This is a genomic window from Arthrobacter silviterrae (genome assembly GCF_011045165.1).
Taxonomy (GTDB): domain Bacteria; phylum Actinomycetota; class Actinomycetes; order Actinomycetales; family Micrococcaceae; genus Specibacter; species Specibacter silviterrae.
The window spans coordinates 1-23001 of record NZ_JAAKZI010000010.1 but is presented as its reverse complement, the minus strand read 5'-3'; the positions used below and the strand labels follow the sequence as shown (position 1 = coordinate 23001).

The 23001-nt window shown below is 67.1% G+C and carries 20 protein-coding genes and 1 pseudogene; 8 read left to right on the top strand and 13 right to left on the bottom strand.

The annotated features are described in order from the left end of the window. Positions 1-13 precede the first annotated feature (13 nt). On the top strand, positions 14-982 hold the full coding sequence (locus G6N77_RS07645) for a patatin-like phospholipase family protein (RefSeq protein WP_370875231.1): 969 nt from the start codon (positions 14-16) through the stop codon (positions 980-982). Positions 983-985: 3 nt separating this feature from the next. Here G6N77_RS07645 and G6N77_RS07640 read toward each other — a convergent pair whose 3' ends face one another. After that, positions 986-1744, bottom strand: coding sequence for a hypothetical protein (locus G6N77_RS07640; RefSeq protein ID WP_165181441.1), 759 nt, complete (start codon positions 1742-1744; stop codon positions 986-988). Next, entirely contained in the window at positions 1741-3186 is a 1446-nt protein-coding gene (locus G6N77_RS07635; RefSeq protein WP_165181440.1) for a DUF2079 domain-containing protein, read from the bottom strand. The genes G6N77_RS07640 and G6N77_RS07635 overlap by 4 nt, the downstream gene beginning before the upstream one ends. A gap of 239 nt (positions 3187-3425) precedes the next feature. On the opposite strand from G6N77_RS07635, the gene tgt reads away from it, so the two are divergent. After that, positions 3426-4775 (top strand): tRNA guanosine(34) transglycosylase Tgt, encoded by a 1350-nt coding sequence (gene tgt, locus G6N77_RS07630; RefSeq protein ID WP_165181439.1) that lies wholly within the window; start codon positions 3426-3428, stop codon positions 4773-4775. Between the two features lie 39 nt (positions 4776-4814). Here the strand turns inward: tgt and G6N77_RS07625 are convergent, their stop codons facing one another. Both G6N77_RS07625 and G6N77_RS07620 read right to left on the bottom strand, forming a co-directional pair. Then, positions 4815-5534 carry a queuosine precursor transporter gene (locus tag G6N77_RS07625; RefSeq protein WP_165181438.1) on the bottom strand — a complete coding sequence of 240 codons (720 nt, stop codon included), beginning with the start codon at positions 5532-5534 and terminating at the stop codon, positions 4815-4817. A 118-nt stretch (positions 5535-5652) separates the two neighbouring features. Then, the gene (locus tag G6N77_RS07620; protein ID WP_165181437.1) at positions 5653-6279 is read right to left on the bottom strand and encodes a hypothetical protein; all 627 of its coding nucleotides are present in this window, start codon (positions 6277-6279) and stop codon (positions 5653-5655) included. Positions 6280-6410: 131 nt separating this feature from the next. Between G6N77_RS07620 and G6N77_RS07615 the strand changes: the two genes are divergently transcribed. Further along, complete coding sequence (locus tag G6N77_RS07615) at positions 6411-7586, top strand: alpha/beta hydrolase (protein WP_165181436.1); 1176 nt, start codon at positions 6411-6413, stop codon at positions 7584-7586. On the opposite strand, the gene kynA is transcribed toward G6N77_RS07615, so the two are convergent. Both kynA and G6N77_RS07605 read right to left on the bottom strand, forming a co-directional pair. Next, complete coding sequence (gene kynA, locus G6N77_RS07610; RefSeq protein ID WP_165181435.1) at positions 7583-8470, bottom strand: tryptophan 2,3-dioxygenase; 888 nt, start codon at positions 8468-8470, stop codon at positions 7583-7585. The genes G6N77_RS07615 and kynA overlap by 4 nt on opposite strands. Positions 8471-8515: 45 nt before the next feature. After that, positions 8516-9298, bottom strand: coding sequence for an alpha/beta hydrolase (locus G6N77_RS07605; protein WP_165181434.1), 783 nt, complete (start codon positions 9296-9298; stop codon positions 8516-8518). A gap of 137 nt (positions 9299-9435) precedes the next feature. On the opposite strand from G6N77_RS07605, the pseudogene G6N77_RS07600 reads away from it, so the two are divergent. The 3 genes and pseudogenes from G6N77_RS07600 (at position 9436) to G6N77_RS20300 (ending at position 13239) form a co-directional block, all read left to right on the top strand. Continuing rightward, positions 9436-10217 (top strand): annotated as a pseudogene (locus G6N77_RS07600) (NADP-dependent oxidoreductase). 93 nt (positions 10218-10310) lie between these two features. After that, a complete protein-coding gene (locus G6N77_RS07595) occupies positions 10311-11234 on the top strand; it encodes an NADP-dependent oxidoreductase (RefSeq protein WP_165181433.1) in 924 nt (307 codons plus the stop codon). Positions 11235-11307: 73 nt separating this feature from the next. Next, entirely contained in the window at positions 11308-13239 is a 1932-nt protein-coding gene (locus G6N77_RS20300; protein ID WP_205678107.1) for an HAD-IA family hydrolase, read from the top strand. Between the two features lie 15 nt (positions 13240-13254). On the opposite strand, the gene G6N77_RS19810 is transcribed toward G6N77_RS20300, so the two are convergent. From G6N77_RS19810 to G6N77_RS07575, 4 genes are all read right to left on the bottom strand, one after another. Then, on the bottom strand, positions 13255-13764 hold the full coding sequence (locus G6N77_RS19810; RefSeq protein WP_240901768.1) for a ketopantoate reductase family protein: 510 nt from the start codon (positions 13762-13764) through the stop codon (positions 13255-13257). A 42-nt stretch (positions 13765-13806) separates the two neighbouring features. Next, complete coding sequence (locus G6N77_RS19805; protein WP_240901767.1) at positions 13807-14211, bottom strand: 2-dehydropantoate 2-reductase N-terminal domain-containing protein; 405 nt, start codon at positions 14209-14211, stop codon at positions 13807-13809. Beyond that, positions 14208-14699 (bottom strand): DUF2127 domain-containing protein, encoded by a 492-nt coding sequence (locus G6N77_RS07580; RefSeq protein WP_165181432.1) that lies wholly within the window; start codon positions 14697-14699, stop codon positions 14208-14210. The genes G6N77_RS19805 and G6N77_RS07580 overlap by 4 nt, the downstream gene beginning before the upstream one ends. A gap of 69 nt (positions 14700-14768) precedes the next feature. Then, positions 14769-15695 (bottom strand): 2-hydroxyacid dehydrogenase, encoded by a 927-nt coding sequence (locus tag G6N77_RS07575; RefSeq protein ID WP_165181431.1) that lies wholly within the window; start codon positions 15693-15695, stop codon positions 14769-14771. 120 nt (positions 15696-15815) lie between these two features. On the opposite strand from G6N77_RS07575, the gene G6N77_RS07570 reads away from it, so the two are divergent. After that, positions 15816-17009, top strand: a complete 1194-nt coding sequence (locus G6N77_RS07570) for a pyridoxal phosphate-dependent aminotransferase (protein WP_165181430.1) — start codon at positions 15816-15818, stop codon at positions 17007-17009. Between the two features lie 46 nt (positions 17010-17055). Here the strand turns inward: G6N77_RS07570 and G6N77_RS07565 are convergent, their stop codons facing one another. The 3 genes from G6N77_RS07565 to G6N77_RS07555 all read right to left on the bottom strand — a co-directional run bounded on the left by G6N77_RS07565 (position 17056) and on the right by G6N77_RS07555 (position 21960). Beyond that, positions 17056-18423, bottom strand: coding sequence for an MFS transporter (locus tag G6N77_RS07565; protein ID WP_165181429.1), 1368 nt, complete (start codon positions 18421-18423; stop codon positions 17056-17058). 136 nt (positions 18424-18559) lie between these two features. Further along, on the bottom strand, positions 18560-20563 hold the full coding sequence (locus G6N77_RS07560; protein WP_165181428.1) for a vWA domain-containing protein: 2004 nt from the start codon (positions 20561-20563) through the stop codon (positions 18560-18562). An 8-nt stretch (positions 20564-20571) separates the two neighbouring features. Next, the gene (locus tag G6N77_RS07555; protein ID WP_165181427.1) at positions 20572-21960 is read right to left on the bottom strand and encodes a sigma 54-interacting transcriptional regulator; all 1389 of its coding nucleotides are present in this window, start codon (positions 21958-21960) and stop codon (positions 20572-20574) included. Between the two features lie 291 nt (positions 21961-22251). Between G6N77_RS07555 and G6N77_RS07550 the strand changes: the two genes are divergently transcribed. Then, positions 22252-22977, top strand: coding sequence for an IclR family transcriptional regulator (locus G6N77_RS07550; RefSeq protein WP_306987260.1), 726 nt, complete (start codon positions 22252-22254; stop codon positions 22975-22977). The last annotated feature ends 24 nt before the right edge of the window (positions 22978-23001 follow it).

The window sequence follows — 23001 nt, the reverse complement described above, 5'->3', positions numbered from 1 at the left end:
AAAGGCGACTCCCATGAACACAACACCTTCTTCAATTCCCCGCATCTCCCCGGCAACGGCCTCCCATGGCATGCCCGGGCCTGCTTCCGTCCCCGGCGGACGGGCAGTGGTCCTCGGCGGCGGCGGATCGACAGGCAATGCCTGGCTGATCGGCGTGATTGCCGGGCTTCACGAGGCCGGGCTGGACGTGACCGGCGCCGACGTGACCATCGGGACGTCGGCCGGGTCCACGGCCGCGGCCCAGCTCGCAGGCACCACGCCAGCCGAACTGCTGGAAGCCGTCCTCACCGCGGCGCCCCCGCCGCGGACAGGGCCGGCAGGACCCGTTGCCCCGGGGGTTGGGCGCCCCGCCAACGGGCTGGCCGCCGACTACATGGCGCAAACACAGGCCCTGATCGATGCCGCCGTGGATGCGGCTGACATGCGGCGCCGCATGGGCGCGGCCGCGCTTGGCCGGGCGGCATCATCGGACGGTGCCGCGCAGGCCAGGTGGCGAGCCACTGTCGCCGCCCGCCTCCCCGGCCTGCAGTGGCCTCAACGTCGCCTGCTCATCACGGCCGTCAATGCCCAGACGGGGGAACCTGCCGTCTTCGATCGGGACAGCGGCGTGGACATTGTCGACGCCGTGGCCGCCAGCTGTTCCAGCGGCTTTGCCTACACGATCGGCGGTCAGGCCTACATCGACGGCGGCTACCGGCGTAACGAGAATGCGGACCTGGCTGCCGGGTGCGGGCGGGTGCTGGTGCTGTCGCCCTTTGGCGGGCGCACCCGGCATCCGGCGGAGTGGGGCATGCAGCTGGCCGCCCAGGTCGAGGAACTGCGTTCAGCCGGCAGCCGGGTCGAAACGATCTTCCCAGACAGCGGCTCCGAGCACATTTTCGGCGCCAACGCGATGGACTTGTCACTGCGTCCCGCCGCTGCCCGGGCCGGCTACGGGCAAGGCAAGGCCTTGGCAGGGCGGCTCGCCGAATTCTGGGGCTGAGGCCTATTTTTTCGGTGGCGCACCCGCTGCGTACCCGGGGAAGCCGCGCATGTCCTTATTTAGGGACATGCCATTCTCGTCGACGGGGAAGCTATCCAGCACCTTGTTGGTGGCTGTGTCGACAATGATGATTGATTTCTTCGGCCACCGTGGATCCGGGTGCACCGTGTAGTTGATTGCGTGGCTCCCCGTGGCGCGGTTGTAGCCGTCGACGACAGTATTGGTTCGGGTGCTGATTTGGACGGTTTCATTAGGCAGACCGGCGTCGCTGCCATCCTCGGTGGTGCTGTTCCACCAGCCAATGTAGCCGCCGATTTTAGTCTTTATGGTTTCGCCGTTTGTGGGGCGACCGGAGGCATCAACCGTGAAGCTTTCCATCACCCGGTTTTGTGCCGGATCGAGTACGAGCATGACATTGCCTGCCCATGTTCCGTCTCGGAGGACCGCCCAGTTTTTCGCCGACAGCGTGGCCGGGGCACCGATTCGCTGTACGACAGTGCCTTTTCCGGTGCTGAAGATGACGAGGTTGGTGGGCTGTCCCGGCAGGGGCTTGCCATCCCACCAACCGTGGTAACTGCCGTCCGGGGACAGCGTGAACCTCTCAGCTGTGGTGAGCCGTTGCACACCGGAAACGTCAAGGGGCGTGAGCTTTTGCGAGGCACAGCCCGTCAGCAGCGCAAGGGCAATGACGAGTAACCCAATCGCCCGCCTAGTCCGGCTGCCCTGTCCAAATTGGTGCGGCTTGCACGTGGCCTCCATCATTCGTCCCTCCCGGACTGGTAGGGCGAAGAACACAGTGTGGGTGCAGCCGTGCCGGGAAGGTAAGGACGGTACAGGAGCATGATTCCGTCGTCTTCGTGGACTACCCGAAAGCCGTAGGATTCCTTGAATTGGAGGGCGTCGAAGGGAGTGAAATTGCCGTCGCCCCCGCCGCCGGTGTCGGTTTGGGTGAAGTCAATGACGGCCCAGCTGGCGTAGTCCACCTGACGGCCAAGCATGCCCACATTCGTCCGGTTAGTCAGGTGCGGCACCAACCGGTCATCTGCCTCCACACAGACGCCGGAGGGAACCATGTTGACCACCCGCTGTTGGGCAGCCATGTGGGCCGTGTACACCCCCGCCTTTCCCGTGAGCACATCGTGGACGGGGAACAGTCCAGGCAGGAAGGCAATGCCTAGTGCCGTGGATGCTGCAAAGACTGCGGGACCCCACACTTTCACGCCGTGCAGGCGCGGATGTCGCCGGACGACTTTAGCAACGACATCCACGGCCGCAAGCACCAGAATCGGGGCAAGGATGGCGTTGTATTGGAAGGCCGTCGACCACGTGCCTGGACGATCGCTCAGGAGCCTACTGGCGATAATGGGCGCCGCGAGCAGGACATAAGGCGACAGAAACGGGAGCAGCCCCAGTGGAAGGAATAAGGACGCCCACAGGAACTGTTTCGTGTTGTTATCGAACATGATGGCGGCCGATTTGAAGGGGTGGGCCGCGATGAACGACAGCGCGGCGCCCATTGTCGGCCCCAGAGCGGCGTACTGCCAGTACCCAAAGCTGGAGGACCTGTTGAAATGGGGGATGAGGCGTCCCGTGGTGAACAGGTAGCCGCCGACGCCCGTGACGAAGAGTGCCAAGGAGAGCTTCCATCGCCGGCGCAGCGCTAACACCATGGCCACGGCGACCACCATGAACCCCATGTCCTCACGAACCCCGAGGAGCATGACAGAAAGGATCGCGACTACAACATACCGGTTCCGGTCCACGGCGAGGATAATCCACGCGATCAGCGGAACGCCGAAGGCTATTTCGTGAAAGTCAAAATTCACCAGGCCCTGAATTGGCCACCAGAAAACATAACCGCCCGACACTGCCAGCGCCGCCCAGGAGGCAAGCCGCGCGCGGCAAAAGAGGTAGACGGGATAGATCGAGGAGGCCATCAGGACGGCCAAGGCGATGCCCAGCATGCGTGGGTCGTTCCACAGCCAATACAACGGAGCAAGGAGAGCAATGATGGGGTGGAAGTGGTCACCCATGATGTTGTAGATCAGGCCCTTGATCTCGCTATAGGGACCCATGAATGCGGAATATTGGCGAACCACCTGGTCGAATATTCCCAGGTCATATCCAGCAGAGCGAAACGTGCTGTACCGGAGCATGGAAAGGGTCGAATAGGCCGTTGCGGCCACCAGGGCAAGTAGGTTCACCCAGCGAAGCTCGCCCGTAAACAGGGTTCCGGCACGGCTGGCAAGCCGCCGCCCAAGGGATTGACGCCACACCACTTGGCGTTGCGATCCGTCCAAAACTTCCGTCGTCATCCATTCCCCCTGCCGGCTGCCAAGTCTACGTGTCCGACGGCCCAGCATCCCTCACCCCAAGGCCGAAAATGAAGGATCGGGGCCGGCAGGCGAACAGGACGGCACCGAAACACTGGCAAAATGGGGGCATGCCCTCCCCCGAATCTGCCACGAAGCTTTTCACGCCCGCGCCGGCCACGGCACCGCACGCCCTCCCCGCCGGACCGGCATCCCAGGACGAGTTCGGCTTCCGCGTGGCCACCCGGCTGGAGGATTCGTGCACTCCCACGTTGGCCGCCGTCGAACTTAACGGCGGAAGGTTCCAGGGCCGCACCGGGGTCATCACCACCCCGCACGGGACCATCAAGACGCCCGCCTTCATCGCCGTGGGCACCAAGGCCACCGTGAAGTCGGTGCTGCCGGAATCCATGGAGGAACTGGGCGCGCAGGCGCTGCTCTCCAACGCCTACCACCTGTACCTCCAGCCCGGCGCGGACATCCTCGACGAGGCGGGCGGGCTGGGCAGGTTCATGAACTGGCGCGGCCCCACCTTCACCGACAGCGGCGGATTCCAGGTCATGAGCCTGGGCTCCGGCTTCAAAAAGGTCATCAACATGGACGCCGCGGCCGCCTCACCCCACGCCGGCGCGGACGATTCCGTGGCCGTGGGCAAGGAGCGCCTGGCGCACATTGACGACGACGGCGTCTGGTTCAAGTCGCACCTGAACGGCGACATGCACCGCTTCACCCCAGAAGTTTCCATGCAGGTCCAGCACCAAATCGGCGCGGACATCATGTTCGCCTTTGACGAGCTGACCACGCTGCTGAACTCGCGCGGCTACCAGGAAATGTCGCTGGAGCGGACCCGGCTGTGGGCACAGCGCTGCATCGAGGAGCACTTCCGGCTCACCGAAGATCGGGTTGGCAAGCCGTACCAGGCGCTGTTCGGGGTCATCCAGGGCGCCCAGTATGAGGACCTGCGGCGCAAGGCTTCCCGCGACCTGGGCGCCATGAACTTTGACGGCTTCGGAATTGGCGGGGCGCTGGAGAAGGAAAATCTGGGCACCATTGTGCGCTGGTGCGCCGAGGAGCTGCCGGAGGACAAGCCGCGCCACCTGCTGGGCATCTCCGAGCCGGATGACATCTTCACGGCCATCGAAAACGGCGCCGACACCTTCGACTGCGTCTCCCCCACCCGCGTGGCCCGCACCTCGGCGTTTTACACCCCGGACGGCCGCTTCAACCTCTCCGGCGCCCGCTACAAGCGCGACTTCACGCCGCTGGTGGACGGCTGCGACTGCTATGCCTGCGCCAACTACAGCCGCGCCTACATCCACCACCTGTTCAAGGCCAAGGAAATGGTCGCGGCCACGCTGGTGTCCATCCACAATGAACGCTTTGTGGTGAAAATGGTCGACGACGCCCGCCTGGCCATCGAGGACGGCACCTTCTTCGAGTTCAAGGCGGAGACGCTGCGCCGGTACTACCCGAAGCGGTAGTCGGAAGGGAGGACGGCGGCGGCAGGGGGGTGCAGCCCTTTAGAGCACGTACGTCGGTTCGTGCCTCTTGAACCAGCCGATCACCAGCGTGGTTACGGGAACCAGCAGGTACTGCACGCCCACCTTGTACAGGAAACCCACCACCACGTAGTTGGCGAACATGCCAAAGCCCACAATGCCGATCACCGGCGCCGCAATGCTGCAGAAAATGAGGGTGTCGATGAATTCGCCTACTCCGCTGGAGCCCATGAGGCGCATCCACAGCTTCCGCTCCCCCTGGCGCGCCTTCAGCCGGACCATGATGAGGGAGTTGATGGTCTGCCCGGCCAGGAACGCGAGCAGGCTGGCCAGCACAATCTGCGGCACCGGGCCCAAGGCATCGACCAGGGCGTGCTGCTTGGCCACCCCGTAGTCGTCGGTGAACCCGGGCAGGGCAATGATCACCCAGTAGCTCAGGGACGCAAAGATGGACAGCGCGAAGGTGGTGAAGATGGCTTTCCGTGCCATCTTGAAGCCGTAAATCTCACTGATCACGTCTCCCAGGATGTAGGCGAACGGGAAGAGGAAGAAGCCGCCGTCCGTCACGATCGGCCCAAACAGCACACCCTTGGAGGCGCCGATGTTGGAAAGGATCACGATGACGGCCATGCAGGCGAGCAGGATGCCGTAGTAGCGGCTTCCAACGTCGGCAAAGCGCGGGGCGGACCGGGGACTGGCAGCGGTTTCGGGCGTGGCGGCATTGTTTTGCAGCGAGGGCATGGCGGTGTCTCAAATCATTGGTAAGTGGTTCGCCCAGCCGCCGCCCGTCAGGCAGCAGCCGGCTGTATTATCACTGGGCCCGTCTGCACCCGGGCCATCCCAATTCTGCCATGCCGGGTCAGGGCTTGGTGAAGCTGATGATCTCCGCCGCCTTTGACCAGCCTTCGACGGCGGCAAAGCGGGCGGCCTGCGCGGCGTCGGCCACGAGATACAGGACATCGGCTCCGTGCAGGAACGCCTCGTCGCCCAAGGCAGCCACCATCGCCTGTTCAAACGCGACCACCAGCTCGTCGTGGCCGTCGTCCACGGTCAAGTTGCCCAGCACGCCCAGCCCATCCTCGAGCTTGATGCGCCCGTCCGCCACGGGGCGGTCAAAAAGTGCCACCTCAACGGCGTCGTAGTTCTCCATCGGCGCCTCCGCCACGTACGCGTCGGCGGGGAGCGAGGGCACCAGGTCAAGGTCGTCAGTTTGGGCCGTAAGGAGCACCAGGGCGCCGGTTTCGCGGAACCCGAGCGGGCCGGCAAACTCCCGTGCCGCCGCGGCGTCCTCGGTCACGAGGGACAGCACGGTGCCGGGGGGAAAGGACGCTGCATGTGCCCTGGCGCCGTCGCCGGGCCACGGAGCCAGCCGCTCGGGCACGGCACCGGTGATGACCACCGAACCGTCCTCCGCGGAGCCTTCCAGGTCACGCACCGCAGCCCATGCCGGGCCCCACACCGCTAGAGTTTCCTGCCAATGCGCCATGTGCTTCATCCTTTGCCTCAATGCCTTCGGTGGCCACACGCCGGCGCGGGCGGTCCGTGGAGGGCTGCGGGTCCGGCCCCTCAAGCATAGGCACAGCGGCGGCGTGCCCGCAGCGGCGATAGCATCGAGCCATGAACGGATGGCAGCAGGACGTCCTCGGACCCGGCTTTGAACAGCTCACCCTGGAGCTGCCCGCCGGCTCCCCCGCCACGCTGGTCCGCCACGCGGGCGGCGGCGAACGCTGGGAGCCCTCCGCGCTCACGGGTGCTGACGTGCTTTACGTCCACGGCTGGTCGGACTACTTTTTCCAGCGCGAACTGGCCGAATTCTGGACCCGGGCCGGCGCTTCGTTCTACGCCCTGGACCTCCACAACTACGGCCGCAGCCTGCGCCCCGGCCAGTCCCCGGGCCAGGTTTCCTCCCTCTCCGAGTACGACGGCGACATTGCCGCCGCGCTGAAGGCGATGGGGCGGTACGGGGCCGGGACCCCGGTGGAGCCCGCAACGGCCAACGCGCCCATGGCCGGAAACGGAAATGGCGGCAGCCCCGGCGCCGAACCGGAAGAACCGCACCCAGGCGGGCCCATGGCGTGGGTGGCCGAGGCCCTGGCCGCCCTGGCCCGCCGCCGGGCCGCCCCCGCCGAGCCAGGCAGGCGTCCCCTGGTGCTGCTGGGGCACTCCACGGGCGGGCTGACACTGAGCCTGTGGGCCGCGCGGCACCCGGGCGCGGCAGACGCCGTCGTGCTTAACAGTCCGTGGCTGGAGTTCCAGGCTTCGGAAGTGGGGCGGGCCATGGTGGCCCCGCTGATCCAGGCCCGGAGCCGGTTCCGCCCCCTGGCGCCGCTGCCGCCCCTTGATCCGGGGTTTTACACGCGCGCGGTGTCATCACGCTTTGACGGCGAGTGGGACTACGAACAAAAGTGGCGCCCTGACCGCGGCTTTCCGGTCACGCCGGGATTCCTCAATGCAGTATTCCGCGGGCAGGCCGAGGTGGCGCGCGGGCTGGGGATCGAGGCACCGGTGCTGGTGATGCTTTCGGACAAGAGCTACCTGCAGCCGCGGTGGTCCGGCGATGCGCTCGCGGCGGATGTGGTGCTGAACGTGGACACCGTGGCGCGCCGGGCCCTGGACCTGGGCAGGGACGTCACGCTGCACAGGGTCGCCGGCGCCTTCCACGACATCTTCCTCTCCCCCAGTGCCATCAGGGCGCACGCATATGCGGGAATGGGGCGCTGGGCGGAGGCAGCCCTGGATGCAGCGGCTGCTCGCAGGTGGGCGGAGCGGGCAGAACCGGCCACGGAAGCCTAGTTGCCGATTTCCGTCCGCACCGCGTACAGCTCCGGGAAGAACACCAGGTCCAGGGCGCGCTGCAGGAAGCCCACCCCGGAGGATCCGCCCGTGCCCCGCTTCATGCCAATGATGCGGTTGACGGTGCGCACATGCCGGAACCGCCACAGCTGGAAATTGTCCTCCAGGTCCACCAGCTCCTCGCAGGCCTCGTAGAGGTCCCAGTAGTCGTCCGGGGACTCGTACACCACGCGGATGGCCTCCATCAGCTCCGCGTTGAACACATGCGCCTTGCTGACGTCGCGCTCCAGCAGCTCCGCCGGGACCGCGAAACCGCGCCGGGCCAGCAGCTGCACAAACTCATCGTAAATGCTGGTTTGGGCCAGGATTTTGGCCAGCATCGCCTGGGCGGGCGGGTTCGCCTCAAACACCTTCAGCATGGCCGCGTTCTTGTTCCCCAGCATGAATTCCACGGCCCGGTACTGGTACGACTGGAACCCGGACGCGGACCCCAGTTCGCCGCGGAACTGCGCATATTCGCTGGGCGTGAGGGTGGCCAGCACGCTCCACTGCTCCGTCAGCGAGCGCTGGATGTGCTTTATCCGGGCCACGCCCTTCATGGCCGCCCGCAGGTTGTCCGAGGCGAGCTGGAGCCGCACGGCCCTCAGTTCGTGGAGCATGAGCTTGAGCCAGAGCTCGGAGGTTTGGTGCTGGATGATGAACAGCATCTCGTCGTGGTGCCCGCTGACGGGCTGCTGCGCACTGAGCAGCGTGTCCAAGGCCAGATAGCTGCCGTAGCTCATCTTGTCGCTGAAGTCCGTTTCAATGCCGGCTTCGAGCCTGCGCGTGTTCGCCTCCACGCCGTCGCCGCCGCCAGCCTCCACCGGCCCTGTCTCCCTTGACATCGCCACAGCCTTTCCACAAAAGTTCCACAATGGTTTCACCACACACTACGCCCGCCGCAAAAGCTCCAACACCAAGTCCCGGCAGGTGGCGTACTGGCCACTGCTGACGTCAATCAGCGCGTAGTGGTCCCCGGGCACCTCCACCAGCTGCGCCTCCCCGCCCGCGGCCACCGCTGCGGCAACGTAACTTTGGCTCTGGGAGGCGGGGACGTCGCCGTCGTCCATGGCGTGGACGGCGTACACCGGAACGGCCAGGGGCACGGCGGCCAGCGGGTCCGCGCGCCGCACGCTGTCCCCCAGGAGCGCGGTGACCGCATGGTTGCTCAGCCCCAGCCGCTGTGCCTCGGCCAGGTTGAGCAGCCCCGACTGGCTCACGACGCCGGACAGCACCACCGCGGGCCCGGCACCCGCCGCCGTGGCCGGGAAGGAGGGGCGGCCCGCAGCCCAGGCGGCCAGCTGGCCCCCCGCGGAATGACCCAGCGCCACCACGCGGGACAGGTCCAGCCCGTGTTCGGCGGCCGCGGGGGCCAGTGCGTCGATGCCCGCCGCCACGTCCTGGAACGTCTCCGGCCAGCCGCCCCCGTTGCCCATGCGCCGGTACTCCAGGTTCCAGGCGGCCACGCCGTGGGCGGCGAGGTCGGCAGCCAAAGGGGCCCCCAGTTCGGCCCCGTAGCGGCTGCGCCAGAAGCCGCCGTGGATGACCACCACCGCGCCGGGCAGCTTCCGTTCGGGAGGCTGCTGATTCGGCTGCTGGGGCAGCACTTGGGGCAGATACAGCTCTGCCCATTGGGACGGGTCCGGGCCGTAGGCATAACGCTGCGGGTTCATGGACCACAGCGTATCGGCACCACGGCACCCCGGCAGGGCCGCGGGGCGGAATTTCTGGCCACTTTCGGAATATTCAAGAGGTATTCCGTGTCTAATGTGGTGTCAATTTGAAAGGCGGGATTGCCATGAGTCCAACAATGAAGGCCATGACATACGCGCAATACGGCGGAACTGACGTTTTGAGCAGCACCGAGCTGCCTTTTCCCAAGGTTTGGCCCGGCTGCGTTTTGGTCCGGATGAAGGCGGCAGGCGTCAACCCGATGGACTGGAAGATCATGGCCGGTTGGATGGACGACTTCTATGCCGTCCGGTTCCCCGTCATCCCCGGCGCCGATGTGGCGGGCATTGTGGAGGCCGTTGGCATAGACCCCCCGAATTTTCCGTGGGCGATGAGGTATATTCCTTTGTCTTGTTGATCCACAACGGTTCCGGCGGCGTGGGGCGCATTGGCGTCCAGCTGGCTGTCAACGCCGGAATCCGCGTCATCGCCACCACCTCCCCCGAGAACTTCACCCTCCTGCGCGAACTCGGCGCCGAACCGGTGGAATACGGCGAGGGACTGGCGGACCGCGTCCTTGCCCTGGCCCCGGGCGGCGTGGACGCCGTTGCCGACTTCATCGGTGACGTTGTGGACCAGACCATGGCAGTGCTCAAGCCGGCAGGCCGGCATGTGTCCATCACGGATGGGGCCGTGCTGGGCCGGGGCGGACTGTTCATTGGCGGACGCGCGGACACACACAGCCTGGACCGCCTCAGCCAGCTGGTGGACGCCGGCGCACTGACGGTGGACGTGGCCGCCACCTACCCGCTGCAGGACGTGGCCGCCACCTACCCGCTGCAGGAGGTGGCCGCCGCGTTCCAGGCCAGCATGTCCGGGCACAGCGACGGCAAGATCGTGATGACGGCGTTCACCAGCTGAGGCTGGCGGGAATCTTCCGGCCCGGCGCACGGTTGGCCGAAGGGACAGCGTTCCAACGACAGCTTTCAACCCGAGCAGCAAAGGTGGATCCCCATGAAGGCCATGACATACCCGCAGTACGGCGGCCCCGAAGTCCTTGAACAGTCCGAACGCCCCGACCCGAAGGTGTCTCCGGGCTCGGTCCTGATCCGCGTCAAGGCTGCCGGGGTCAACCCGGTGGACTGGAAGGTCATGGCCGGCTACCTGGACCAGATCATGGATGTCACCTTCCCCGTCATCCCGGGCTGGGACGTGGCCGGCGTGGTGGAGGCCGTGGGCCTGGACACCCCGGAGTTCCAGGTGGGCGACGAGGTGTACTCCTACGGCCGGCGCGACACCGTCCAGGGCGGCACCTTTGCCGAACTCGTGGCGCTGCCCGCCTCGGCGGTGGCCCGCAAGCCGCAATCGCTGAGCTGGGAGCAGGCCGCCGGGCTGCCGCTGACGGGGCTGACGGCCCTGCGGTCGCTGGATGTGCTGGAGCTGCAGTCCGGGGAAACCCTCCTGGTCCACAACGGTGCAGGCGGGGTGGGGCGCGCCGCCATTCAACTGGCGGTTCACTCCGGCGCCCGCGTCATTGCCACGGCGTCAGCCAAAAACCATGCCCGGCTGCGCGAACTCGGCGCCGAGCCCGTGGAATACGGCGACGGCGTGGCGGACCGCGTCCTGGCGCTGGCACCCCGCGGCGTGGATGCCGTTGCCGACTTTGCCGGCGGCGTGCTCGAGGCAACTTTGGCCGCGCTCAAGGACGGCGGGCGGCACGTTTCCATCGCCGACGGCTCCGCGGCCGCGCACGGCGGACGCTACCTCTGGGTCCGGCCCGATGCCCGCGAATTGGACCGGCTCAGCGGGATGGTCGACGCCGGCACCCTCACCGTTGACGTCGGCGCCACGTTCCCCATGGAGGAGGCGTCCGCGGCGTTTGCCGCGAGCATGTCCGGCCACGGCGGCGGGAAAATCGTCCTGACCCCGTTTAGCTGACAGGCTGCGGGGCTGCCCGCCGCGGGCGGCTACGGTTAAAGGGTTCGCTTTCCGCCGACTGCAAGGAACCCCTGTGGCCAAGAAGTCCAAGAAGTCCCGATTCGGCAACCCTGCCAGGGCTGCGGCCGACGCCGCCGCGAGGGCGAATTCCGTGCCGTTGCGTGAGGTGCGGCTGGACCGCGCCATGGAGGCGCTGGCGCCAGGCTATGCCCTGTGGCTGGAATCCCAGGGCCGCCCGGACGCCGACATTGACATGAGCTTGATGGTCCTGGACGACTTCTTCGACCTGTACCGCATGCTTGAGCCGACGACCGACGCGTTGTCGCTGGTGCCTGGGGCGGTGCGTGAGGTCCTCGCGGCCGCGGCCGCAGCGAATCCACAAGCCACATTCGCCCTGCGCTCCGGGGTGCGGGACTATGTGGGCTACCTGGTCCAGGCTTCATTGTGGACGGGGACCCCCGGCGAACTGGCAGAGCTGGCGGACGTTTTCAAGCAGCCTGCCTGGCCCGGTGTGGACCCCGCCAGCCCTGCGTCACTGGCTCTGCCGCCTGAAGGCGCCGCGGACCACGACGTCGACCTTGACGACGGCTGGGACGACGACGGCTGGGACGACGGCGGCGGCGCCGTTGACCCCGCGGACTACGCCTTCGCCGACGTCTTCGTTCCGGAGCAGGCGGCGGGGCAGTTCGCCAGCACGGCCAGGGAATCACCGCTCTGGAAAAACGTGGAATCGATCCTGGCCTGGGTTGGCGGCGGCAGGGACGTTACCACCAAGGGGGTCCTGCGCAAGAAGGACAGGGCGCAGGCTGCCGTGGCAATCCGGCACAGCGGCGCCGGACTTCTCGGCGCCGCCGTGAGTTCCTCATACACGGCTGCGGAACTCGAGGCCGAAGCCCTCGACAGGCTCGCGCTGTACTGGCACCTGCTGACCAGCCTGGGGCTAGTTGCCATCGAGGCCGGCCGGGCCGTCGTCGGGCCCCGCCTTGGCGAGCGCCTCGGGGACGAAGCGGCAACGCTTGAGGTGTTCCGGGACGTGCTGGGGCAGTTCATCTTCGTTTCCACCCTGTCCGGGTCAGAGCCCGGCCGCTACACCAGCTGGCATGTGGACATGGCGAGCTTCATGGCTGAATGCTCGTCGGAAAACCCGCCCGAATCGGCGCCGCTCGTCCAGGCGCTGGAATCGCCCGACACCGCCCATCCCGAGCTATACATCCTGGCCAGAAACGTCGCCAGCTGGGCAGCCGAGGGCCTGGTCACAGTTGACAGCCACGTCACGGTTCCGCCTGCCTTCCGCCGCGAGGTGGCCGACATGCTGGCGGAGGATTTCCACATCAAGGCCGTCGGACCCGGCGCGAAAAAGCAGCCCCAGCAAGTCACGGTGGACGCGGTGCTGTTCGACCTGGACGGGACACTGATCGACTCCACGCCAGCCACCGAGCGGGCCTGGCGCCGCTGGGGCGAGCTGATGGGGCTGGACGGCTTTGAATACGGCAGCCACGGCGTGCCGGCCCAGGCCCAGGTGGAGCAGTACCTTGAGCCGGCACGGCAGGAGGAAGGCTTTGAACTGATCAAGGCGCTGGAAACCGCTGACACGGACGGCATCCTGTGCAAGCCGGGCGCAGCAGAATTGCTGGCCTCGCTGCCGGACGGATCATGGACCATTGTCACCTCCTGCACGCGCGGGCTGGCCGAAGCCCGGCTGGCTGCAGCCGGCATCGCCGTCCCTGCGCACATGGTGACGGCGGACCAGGTGGCGAACGGGAAGCCGCACCCGGAACCGTTCCTGCTCGGCGCCGCCCGGCTGGGCTCCGACATTGCGCAGTGCCTGGTGGTGGAGGACGCCCCTGCGGGACTGGCCTCCGGGACGGCGGCGGGTGCCATGACCCTGGCCGTCGCAGGAACCACTGACGCCGCGGACCTCACGGCGCACTATGTGGTGGACAGCCTGGCCGGCGTGGCCGCCGCGGTGCTGCCCAACGGCCAAATCCAGCTCACGCTGCCCTAAGGAAACAGCGCCGGCTCAGCCGTCCAGGCCGGTCTGGGCCTCGTGGACGCGCAGGTGCATGAGGGCCAGGTCAATGAGCGGCGTCTCGAGGCCCTGCTCCCGCGCGCGGCGGGTGAAATCGCCCAGCAGGTGCTCGCCCTCGTTGGGCAGCCCGGCGCTCATGTCCCGGTACAGCGAGGAGGTAAACGTGGAACCGGGCTCGGTCAGGAGTCGCAGCGCCATCCCAAGCTGCTTCTCCGGCACCGGGAAGCCGGCCTCCGTGGAGACCGCCACCGCCTCGGCCAGCGCGGCGTAGACAAATTCCAGCCCGCCGGGGACGGCCACAATGGCACCGGCCGGCCCCCGCATCAGGCACGTCACCACGCCCGCCGTGACAATGAAGACCCACTTGTGCCACATCGCGGCCAGGGCATCCCGGACGGCAGTGGCCTCAAATCCGGGCACGTCAATGACGGCCAGGATGTCCCGCACCCGTGAGCTGACCTCCCCGTGCTGTTCGCCGATGGCCCAGCGCGCCAGGGGCATGAGCACCTCAATGTCGCCGTCGGGCGTGACGGTGGTGATGAGCTAGACGGTGCTGCCAAGGACCTTGCCGGCCCCAAACGCCGTGGCCAGCGCATCCATGTGCGCCATGCCGTTCAGGAAGGGGATGACCACGGTGTCCGGGCCAACCGCCGGGGCCATGTCCGCGATGGCGGCCTGCAGCGCGGTGGCCTTCACGGTCAGCACGACGACGTCGAACGGCTCGCGCAGTTCCGCGGCGGTCATGAGGGCGGGAACCACTGTTTCCACTTTTGGTGCGCCTTCCGGCCCGGCCGGCCCGCCGCCGTCGAGCACCAGGCGCAGTCCGCGCTGGCGCAGGGTTTGGGCGCGCCCCTCCCGGACAAGGAACGTCACGTCGCGCCCGGCCTGGGCCAGCCGCGCACCAATGTAGCCGCCGGTTGCCCCGGCCCCCACCATCAAAATCCTCATGCCAGCTCTTTTCTGCGTCTGCGGTGCCTGCCGTATTCGTGCCAGGTCAGCACCACAATCAGAATATCGAACACGGTCAGCGCCACCAGCCCCAATGACGGCGTCACGGACAGTTGGTAGAACTGGTACAGGATGAAGATGACCAGGACGCCTATCATCCACGGGTACGCCCACAGCTTGTCCAGCAGCAGAGCCGTCACCAGCACCACTTTCACCACCCCGTGGGCCAGGAGGTACAGGGCGGTGAAGAAGACCACGTGGTTGGTCAGCCCCGAGGCGCCCTGGAGGATGTGGTTGGCGATGAAGTCGTTGGGGTCGTCGGTCAGTTCCGGCTGGGTGACCAGGATGGCCAGCTGGTTGATTTGGGCGGGCGCCACGAAGAGCAGGAAAGCGCCCCCCACCAGCTCAAGGACGCCGTCGAGCCCCTTGAGAATGATGCCGATGGCGAAGAACCTGTCCCACCAGTCCGTGAACTTCAGCACTGCCATATTCGCCTCCCGCCAGGATTGCTGCTTGGAGCGTAGCACCGTCAGCCGGGCGGCGGTTGGGCGCGGCAGTCAGGTCCGCACAACCACATTGAGCGGCTCTTCACCGCGAAGCATGCGTTCGGCCTGGCTGCGCAGCAGGCGCGCCATCCTTGGCATCATGGCGCTTGAGGCACCGCCCACATGCGGGGTTACGATCACGTTGGGCAAGGCAAACAAAGGGTGCCCGTCGGGCAGCGGCTCCGGATCCGTCACATCGAGGGCCAGCCGGAGCCGGCCGCGGCTGGCATGGTCAAGCAGCGCGTCGGTGTCCGCCACGGCACCACGGGAGACGTTGACGACCAATGCGCCGTCCTGCAGGAGCGAGAGGAAGCCGTTGTCGATCAGGTGCGTGGTGGCCTCGTTGAGCGGAACCCCAACCACCACGATGTCGGCCTGCGGCAGCAGGGAAGGGAGCTCGTCGATGCCGTGCACGTGCCCGCCGGCGTCCTCGCGGGCCCGAGAGGCAACGCGAACCACAGTCGTTTCGAACCCGCGCAGCCGCTCCTCTATGGCCTTGCCAACGCCGCCGTAGCCAACAATCAACACTGTGCGGTCAGCGAGGGACTCCCGTCGCAGCGGCTCCCATGTGCCCCGCCCGGCTGACCTGACAAATTCAGGCAGGCCCCGCTGGGAGGCCAGCATGAGCGCCACCGCAAGCTCCGCCGTCGAGGTCTCATGCACCGAGACCGCATTGGCGAACACGTTTCCCGCCGGAAGCGCATCCGCGACGCCGTCATAGCCAATGGACTGGCTTTGCACCAGCCTGGCTGCGACACCGTTCAACGCCGCGAGGGGTCCCGTTCCGGCCATGTAGGGCGGCACCACAATGTCAATGTCGGCTGCAGGGGGAGGTCCGGCCATGTCCCATTCGACGAGCTCGACGCCGTCGGGCACAGCTCCGAATGCTTCACGCAAGGCCGAATCGGGGACACTGACAAGTATGTGGTTTTGACCCATCCCTTGAGGATAGCCCAGTACGGCCGTACGATCAGGACAAGTCCCCACGCCCTCCCCGGCGCAGTTCCCCAGCCGGGCCCGGCGAGCGCGTGGGCCCAACCAACAGGGACGGGGTGCCGCATGGAACTTGCACAGCGTTTGGGCCGGCTCGGCACCGAGACTGCGTTTGCGGTTTCCCAGGCTGCCTCCGATTGGGCTGCACAGGGACACAGGATCTATCCCTTCCACCTCGGCGATATCGACCTGGCGACGCCGCCGAACATTGTCGAGGCGATGGACAAGGCCATAGCCGACGGCTTGACGGGATATTGCCCGGCCGCCGGAATACCGCTGTTGCGCGAAGCGCTCGCCGAAGACATTGGCGCCAAGCGCGGGATGGCAGTGGGCCCGGACCAGGTGACCGTGCATCCGGGCGGGAAGCCGGTGATCGGCCGGTTCATCCAGACGGTCATGAATCCGGGGGACGAGGTCCTGTACCCAAACCCCGGCTACCCCATCTATGAGAGCCAGATCGAATACTTTGGCGGCACGGCCCGGCCATACCGCTACCTCCCCACGGACCATGGATTCGCGATCGACCTGGGGCAGCTCGAGTCGATGATCGGCCCGGCCACCAAGGCCATCATCTACAACGACCTGCAAAACCCCATCGGCGCCGAATCCACCGAGGCGGAACGCAGTGCCATTGCAGGGCTGGCGGAGCAGCACAACCTCTGGGTGCTCTCCGACGAGGCTTATTTTGAGATGCGCTATTCTGGCTCGTCCCACTCGATCGCGGCGCTGCCGGGCATGGCCGAACGCACCGTCATTTTGTACACCTTCAGCAAGAAGTTCGCGATGACAGGCTGGCGGCTGGGGTGCGCCGTTGCCCCGCGGGCCCTCTCCGAGGCGTTCGCCAAGCTCAACACCAACGACGAATCCTGCACCACCCACTTTGTCCAGCGCGCCGGCGTGGAGGCACTCCTTGGCGACCAGTCCGGCCCCCAAGCCATCCTCGCCGAACTGGAAGCCCGCCGGGATGCCACCGCCGAACTGCTCAACTCCATGCCGGGAGTCAGCGTTGCCAAGCCGAACGCCACGTTTTACCTCTTCCCGGATGTCACCGGCGCCATGGCGTCTAAGGGCATCAAGGAGCTGCAGGTTTTCGCGACGGAGGCGCTGCACGCGACGGGCGTTTCGTTTTGCACCCGCCTGCACTTTGGCCGGCCCCAGCCGGGGGAAGAGCGCTCCTACGCCCGCTTCGCCTATTCCGGCCTGCCCGTGGACGACATCCGGGAGGGACTGGGCCGGTTGAAGTCGTGGCTTGAAATGTAGGCTGCGGGCAGGCGCGCCAGTTCGGGAAAAGTGGAAGGTCGCGCCGCTAATTGCGCCGGCCGGCCCCTTCTGCTGCTAGCCGCACCAGTTCGTCGTCGAGGTCCTCCACGTGGAGGCTGTTCCCGCGGGTTTCCCCCACCCACAGCACGGCCGCAACCGAGACCACTGTCAGCGCCATGATGTACAGCGCGATGGAGCCGGACCAGCCCGTTTTTTGCAGCAGGACCTCGGCCACGGTGGCGGCAAAGGCCCCGCCCAGGATGGCCCCGATCGCGTAGCCAATGGAGATGCCCGAGTAGCGGATGTGCGCCGGGAACATCTCCGCGTACATGGCGGACTGCGGCCCGTATGACAGGCCCAGGCCGATGGTCAGCACGAAGATCGCAAAGCCGTAAACCACCACATTGCCGGTGTCGATGAGCAGGAACATGGGAATCATCCACACGAAGACCAGTGCGTAGCCGGCTACAAACGTGGCGCGGCGCCCGATCTTGTCCGAGAGCCAGCCGCCCACCAGGGTGAAAATCAGCCAGCCAAAGGAGCCGATGGTGGTCGCCAGGAGCACCGGAGCCAGGGGCATTTTCAGGACCTTGGTGGTGTAGGCGATGAAGAACGCGATGACCAGGTAGCCGGCGGCGTTGTTGGAAACGAAGATCAGCGCCGCCTGGATGACCTGCTTGGTGTTGGTCTGGAACAGCTGCTTGAGAGGGGTGTGCTCGGAGGCCTTGCGCAGCGCCAGCTGCTTGAACACGGGGGATTCCTCCACGGCGCGGCGGATCAGGTAGCCCACCACCACCAGCACCACGGAGAGCAGGAACGGGATGCGCCAGCCCCAAGCCGTGAACTGTTCCGGCGTGGTGGCGGAGCGCAGGATGTAAAGCATGCCGGTGGCCAGGATCATGCCGAGCGGCACGCCGATCTGCGGGTAGGCGCCAAAGTAGCCCCGCTTGCCGGCCGGGGCGTGTTCCACGGCCATCAGCGCCGCTCCGCCCCATTCCCCGCCGGCGGAGAAGCCCTGGATGACGCGCAGCAGCACTAGCAGCATCGGCGCCCAGAGGCCGATCTGCGCGTACGTGGGCAACAGGCCGATCAGAGCCGTGGCGGCGCCCATGAGGATGAGGGTGAGGACCAGGATCCGCTTCCGGCCAAATTTGTCGCCCAGGTGCCCGGCAACAATTGCCCCCAGGGGCCTGAAGAGAAAGGATATGCCGATCATGGCGAAGGCCAGGATCTGGCCAAGGCCGGGATTGTTCTCACTCAGCGGCTTGAGGAAAAGCGGGGTCAGCAGGGTTGCCGTGAGCTGGGCGAAGATGAAGAAGTCGTACCACTCGATGGTGGTGCCGACCAGGGTGCCGGCGAGGACCCTGCGGGCCTCGGAGCGGTTTTCCGGCGATGCTGTCGGTGCGAGGGACATGCGAACTCCGTTGTTCAGCGCGCGGACGCGGTGTGCGGGACATATAAATTACCGACCGTTCGGACGGTAATAAAGTTCCGCCAGCCTACCATGCACCGTGTTTCAGCTCACAGTGGTCCGCCTGGTGAGACGCGTCCTAGCCCAGCCAGTCGGCGTCGTCCCCAGGTCCGCGGAAGTGGGAGCGCAGGTATTCCCCCACCACGGCGGCGCCGAGTTCGCCGGCGTCGGGCGCCACCACGCGCCCGCCGATCCGCCGGGCCATCGCAGCCACGAAGCGCTCCAAGCCGGGGTCATCGCCCAGCCGGAAGAACGTCACCTGCGTGCCGGCGCGCCCCAGGCGGTCAAGCTCAGCCACGGTGGCGCCAATGGTTTCCGAGTCCGGCGGCCAGGAGAACCACGGCTCGCCGTCGGCCAACAGATGGGCGGTGGGTTCGCCGTCGGTCACCACCAGCAGGACGGGCTGGAGGGAGCGGTGCTGGCGGAAGAAGCGCCCGGCCAGCAGCAGGCCGTGGTGCAGGTTGGTCCCCTGTTCCCGGTCCGCGGGCAGGGCCGTGAGCTCGCCAATGTCCATGGACCGGGCGCGCAGGCCGAAGGACACCAGCTGCAGCCGGTCGCCACGGAAGCGCGTGGAGACCAGGTGGTGCAGGGCCAGGGCCGTGCGTTTCATGGGCACCCAGCGGCCCTGGACTGCCATGGAGAAGGACACGTCCACCAGAAGGACGACGGCGGCGCGGGTGCGGGCTTCCGTTTCGGCCACCTCGATGTCCGCCACGTCCAGGTGCAGGCCCGCCGCCGGATTGCCGCCGCCGGCAGCCGTGCGGGTGATGGCGTTCGTAATGGTCCGGGTGACGTCCCACGGCTCGGCGTCGCCAAACTGCCACGCCCTGCTGGAACCGGACGGCTCCCCCGCGGCGCCGGCAGCCCGCGTGTCCCGGGACCCCGTCCGCCCGGACAGCTGCCGCGCCGTGTCGCGCAGCAGCGACTTCCCGAGGCGCCGCATGGCCTGTGGGGACAGCCGGAGGTCGCCGTCGGCACCCCGGCGCAGGTAGCCGCCGTCGTGCATGGCGCGCTCAATCTCGGCGAGGGTCCTGGCGGAAACGGCGGCGTCCCTGCCCAGCTGGCGGGCCAGGGCGTCCAGGTCGAGGTCGTCCAGGGTGGAACCGTTGTAGGACTGGGACAGCTGTTCGGCCAACGCATCGAGTTCGGCGAGGTCCTGGAGGACTCCTGTGCCGTCGCCAAGCCCCAGCCCTTCTTGGCCCTGGAAGCGTTCGGAACCGGACCAGTCCTCGCCGGGGCGAAGGGCCTGCAGATTGGCGTCAAGCGCCTCAAGCCCGGACATGAGCCCGGGCGAGCCGAAGGCCTGGGCCGAGAGCCGCATGAGTTCCTCGCGCTGCTCCGGGGACATGGACTGCATCAGGCGCTGTGCCGCCGCCGCACGCTTGGCCAGGGCATCCACCAGCTCGTCCACCGACTGCGGATTTTCCGGAAAGAATCCGCCGTGCCGGGCCATGAATTCCGCGAAGTCCCCGTCGGTGTCTTCCCCGCGCCGGTGTTTGTCGAGCAGCCCGTTGAGGTCCCGCAGCATCGCCTCGACGGCCTCGCGGTCCTCCTCCGTGGCGCCCTCCAGGGCTTGCTTCATCCCGGCGAATCGCTGGTCCAGGAGTTCGCGGCCCAACAGGTCCTTGATGCGTTCGTAGGCTTCCCTGGCCTCGATGGACTGCCAGTCGTAGGAGGCGAGTTCATTGACCGCGGCCGCGGTGGACGGTGGCAGGTTTTCCAGCTGCATTTCCCGCAAGGCCCTGTCGGTGTCGTCCATGGCCACGTCGCGGGCCAGCTGCTTGCGTTCATTGAGGACTGCCTGCTCCAGCAGCTTGCGGACCTCCTCAAGGGTGCCGTCCAGGCGGTGCCTGCCCAGCAGCTCCTGGCGGCGTTCTTGGATGCGCCCCGCCAGCTCATCGAGGCCCGGCCTCCGGGCGCCGCCGCGCCGCAGGTACTCCCGGAGCGCCCGCCGCGGCGAGTATCCGGCCATGACGTCTTCAGCAATGGCGTCGAGGGCGTCGGCCAGGTCCACCGGCGGCGCCAGCGGATCGGGGCCGCCGGCATAGCGGCCGTACCGGGACAGGTGTTCGCGTGAAGCCATGATGCCTCTTATCCGTAGACGGTCTCCCCGCCGTCGGAATCCTTGGAAATCCGGCGGGCCAGGAAGAGCCCTTCCAATGCCAGTTCAATGGCGGCGGCGCGCTGTCCGTCGTTTCCGGCCTGGAGGTGGCTGCCGATCGCCTCGTACAGGCCGGAGCCGTTGAGTGCCGGGAGGTTGTCCAGGAACTCCCGCGCCGTGACGGCGTCACCGGTTGTCACTGTGGTCCGGCCGTCGAAGGCGGCAACCAGCGGGGCGAAGTCCAGGCCCCGGTAGTGCTCCCGGACGGTCTCGGCCGTGGCGGTGCGCAGCAGGTGGTCAAGAATTTCCCTCTCGCGCCCCTCCTCGCCGGATTCAAACTCCAGCTTGCCTGACAGCACGTCCACGGCGCTCTCCAGGTCGACGATTCGGGCCACGGCCGCGTCCTCCCCGCGCACGGCCGCCCTGCGCAGGGCGGCCGCCGCCACGGTCTCGGCGCCGGCAATGCCGAACCTCGCCGAGACGCCGGAACTCTGGTTGATGGCCGGGGACTGGCGCAGCGCACGGGTGTAGCGGGCCAGGATCTCCAGGATGACAGCGGGAACGTCCGCCACCAGCTTGCCCTCCTGCCGGATGACGGCGATTTCGTCTGCCAGTTCCAGCGGATAGTGGGTGCGGATCTCGGCGCCGAAGCGGTCCTTCAGCGGCGTGATGATCCGGCCGCGGTTGGTGTAGTCCTCCGGGTTCGCTGAGGCCACCACCAGGACGTCCAGCGGCAGGCGGAGCACGTAGCCGCGGATCTGGATGTCCCGTTCCTCCATGACGTTCAGCAGGGCCACCTGGATCCGCTCGGCGAGGTCGGGCAGTTCGTTGATGGCCACAATGCCCCGGTTGGCGCGCGGCACCAGGCCGAAGTGGATGGTTTCCGGGTCCCCCAGCCGCCGCCCTTCGGCCACGCGCATGGGGTCCACGTCGCCGATGAGGTCGGCCACGGAGGTGTCCGGGGTGGCCAGCTTCTCCAGATACCGCTCGCTGCGGTGTCGCCACTCCACGGGCAGCGCATCGCCTTCCTCGCGGACGCGGGACCAGGACTGCGCAGTAATGGGTTGGTAGGGGTGTTCGTTCAGTTCGGAACCGGCGATCACCGGCTGCCATTCGTCCAGGAGCCCGGCCAAGGTGCGGAGCAGTCTTGTCTTGCCCTGCCCGCGCTCACCCAACAGCACCACGTCGTGGCCGGCCAGCAGGGCCCGTTCCAGCTGGGGCAGGACTGTGCCGTCCAGGCCGTGGATTCCGGGCCACGGATCGCGGCCTTCGGCGAGCGCCGCGAGCAGGTTGTCACGAATTTCCCGGCGCAGTTCCTTGTGCACATGGCCGGCGGCACGCAGCTGGCCAACAGTGGAGATGTCTGGATGCTCACTCACACCTCCACGGTAGACCCCGCCGGCTTGGGAATCGAGACCCCGGCCACGCCGCCGGAGGGACATGGCGCATCCTTCAACCCGCCGAGGATGCCGACTCGGACATTTGAGGTCGATATATTGACCTCAAATGTCCGGGTCGACATCCGTGACCCCCGGGGGTGGTTGAAATGGCCACGCAACCCGGCCTCTCCCGGAGTTCAATAGTTGAACTGCCCTTCCAGATACGGAACAATGGCTGGTGGAACCCCAGGTACTTCAGCCTGCCGGCCGGTCCGTGAAAAGGATGATGACGTGGGCACAGCTTCAACTGGCGACGCCGCGAAGGCCCCGGCGCACTCACAAACCCTCTCGCGCGGCATCCGTGCACTCGAAATCCTGGCGGACGCCCAGGCGCCCATGACCATCACCGAACTGTCCGCAGCCTTGGGCGTCCACCGCTCCATTGCCTACCGGATCCTGCGCACGCTCGAGGACCATTCGCTGCTCATGAGGGATGATTCCGGCCGGGTCCAGGCGGGCCCCGGGCTGGCGGCCCTGGCCCGCGGCGTCTCCCGCGACCTGCAAACGGCCGCCCTGCCGGAACTCACCCAATTGGCGAACGAGCTGGCCATGACCGCGTTCATCGCCGTATGGGACCATCGTGATTCGGTCACCCTGCTGACCGTGGAACCGCGGCATTCCGGCGCCACCCTGGCCCAACGCCCCGGCACCCGCCATTCCTTCAGCTCCGGGGCTCCGGGCATCGCCATCCAGTCCGCCATCAGCGAGGAAGCGTGGGCGCGACTGGCCCCGGGCCTGCCCTACCGCCCCGAGGCGCGCGCTGCCAAGTTGGCCGGATACGCCACCAGCCACGACGAAGTTCTGCCCGGCGTCTCCGCCATTGCTGCCCCCATCCACAATCCCCACGGCACACCGGCAGCCATCTGCGTGGTCTTCCTGGGACCCAGCGCAGACCCGGACTCCATCGGAGCGCGGCTTGCAGCCAGCGCCCGCACGGTCGAGGCCCAATTGCAGTAGCCCGCCGATGGTCACGGCTAGCCG

Bases quoted from the DNA above. Each gene is read 5' to 3' on its own strand.
- G6N77_RS07645 (WP_370875231.1), top strand. From the start codon at position 14: ATGAACACAACACCTTCTTCAATTCCCCGCATCTCCCCGGCAACGGCC.
- G6N77_RS07640 (WP_165181441.1), bottom strand. From the start codon at position 1,744: ATGATGGAGGCCACGTGCAAGCCGCACCAATTTGGACAGGGCAGCCGG.
- tgt (WP_165181439.1), top strand. From the start codon at position 3,426: ATGCCCTCCCCCGAATCTGCCACGAAGCTTTTCACGCCCGCGCCGGCC.
- G6N77_RS07625 (WP_165181438.1), bottom strand. From the start codon at position 5,534: ATGCCCTCGCTGCAAAACAATGCCGCCACGCCCGAAACCGCTGCCAGT.
- G6N77_RS07620 (WP_165181437.1), bottom strand. From the start codon at position 6,279: ATGGCGCATTGGCAGGAAACTCTAGCGGTGTGGGGCCCGGCATGGGCT.
- G6N77_RS07615 (WP_165181436.1), top strand. From the start codon at position 6,411: ATGAACGGATGGCAGCAGGACGTCCTCGGACCCGGCTTTGAACAGCTC.
- kynA (WP_165181435.1), bottom strand. From the start codon at position 8,470: ATGTCAAGGGAGACAGGGCCGGTGGAGGCTGGCGGCGGCGACGGCGTG.
- G6N77_RS07605 (WP_165181434.1), bottom strand. From the start codon at position 9,298: ATGAACCCGCAGCGTTATGCCTACGGCCCGGACCCGTCCCAATGGGCA.
- G6N77_RS07595 (WP_165181433.1), top strand. From the start codon at position 10,311: ATGAAGGCCATGACATACCCGCAGTACGGCGGCCCCGAAGTCCTTGAA.
- G6N77_RS19810 (WP_240901768.1), bottom strand. From the start codon at position 13,764: ATGCCCCTGGCGCGCTGGGCCATCGGCGAACAGCACGGGGAGGTCAGC.
- G6N77_RS19805 (WP_240901767.1), bottom strand. From the start codon at position 14,211: ATGAGGATTTTGATGGTGGGGGCCGGGGCAACCGGCGGCTACATTGGT.
- G6N77_RS07580 (WP_165181432.1), bottom strand. From the start codon at position 14,699: ATGGCAGTGCTGAAGTTCACGGACTGGTGGGACAGGTTCTTCGCCATC.
- G6N77_RS07575 (WP_165181431.1), bottom strand. From the start codon at position 15,695: ATGGGTCAAAACCACATACTTGTCAGTGTCCCCGATTCGGCCTTGCGT.
- G6N77_RS07570 (WP_165181430.1), top strand. From the start codon at position 15,816: ATGGAACTTGCACAGCGTTTGGGCCGGCTCGGCACCGAGACTGCGTTT.
- G6N77_RS07565 (WP_165181429.1), bottom strand. From the start codon at position 18,423: ATGTCCCTCGCACCGACAGCATCGCCGGAAAACCGCTCCGAGGCCCGC.
- G6N77_RS07560 (WP_165181428.1), bottom strand. From the start codon at position 20,563: ATGGCTTCACGCGAACACCTGTCCCGGTACGGCCGCTATGCCGGCGGC.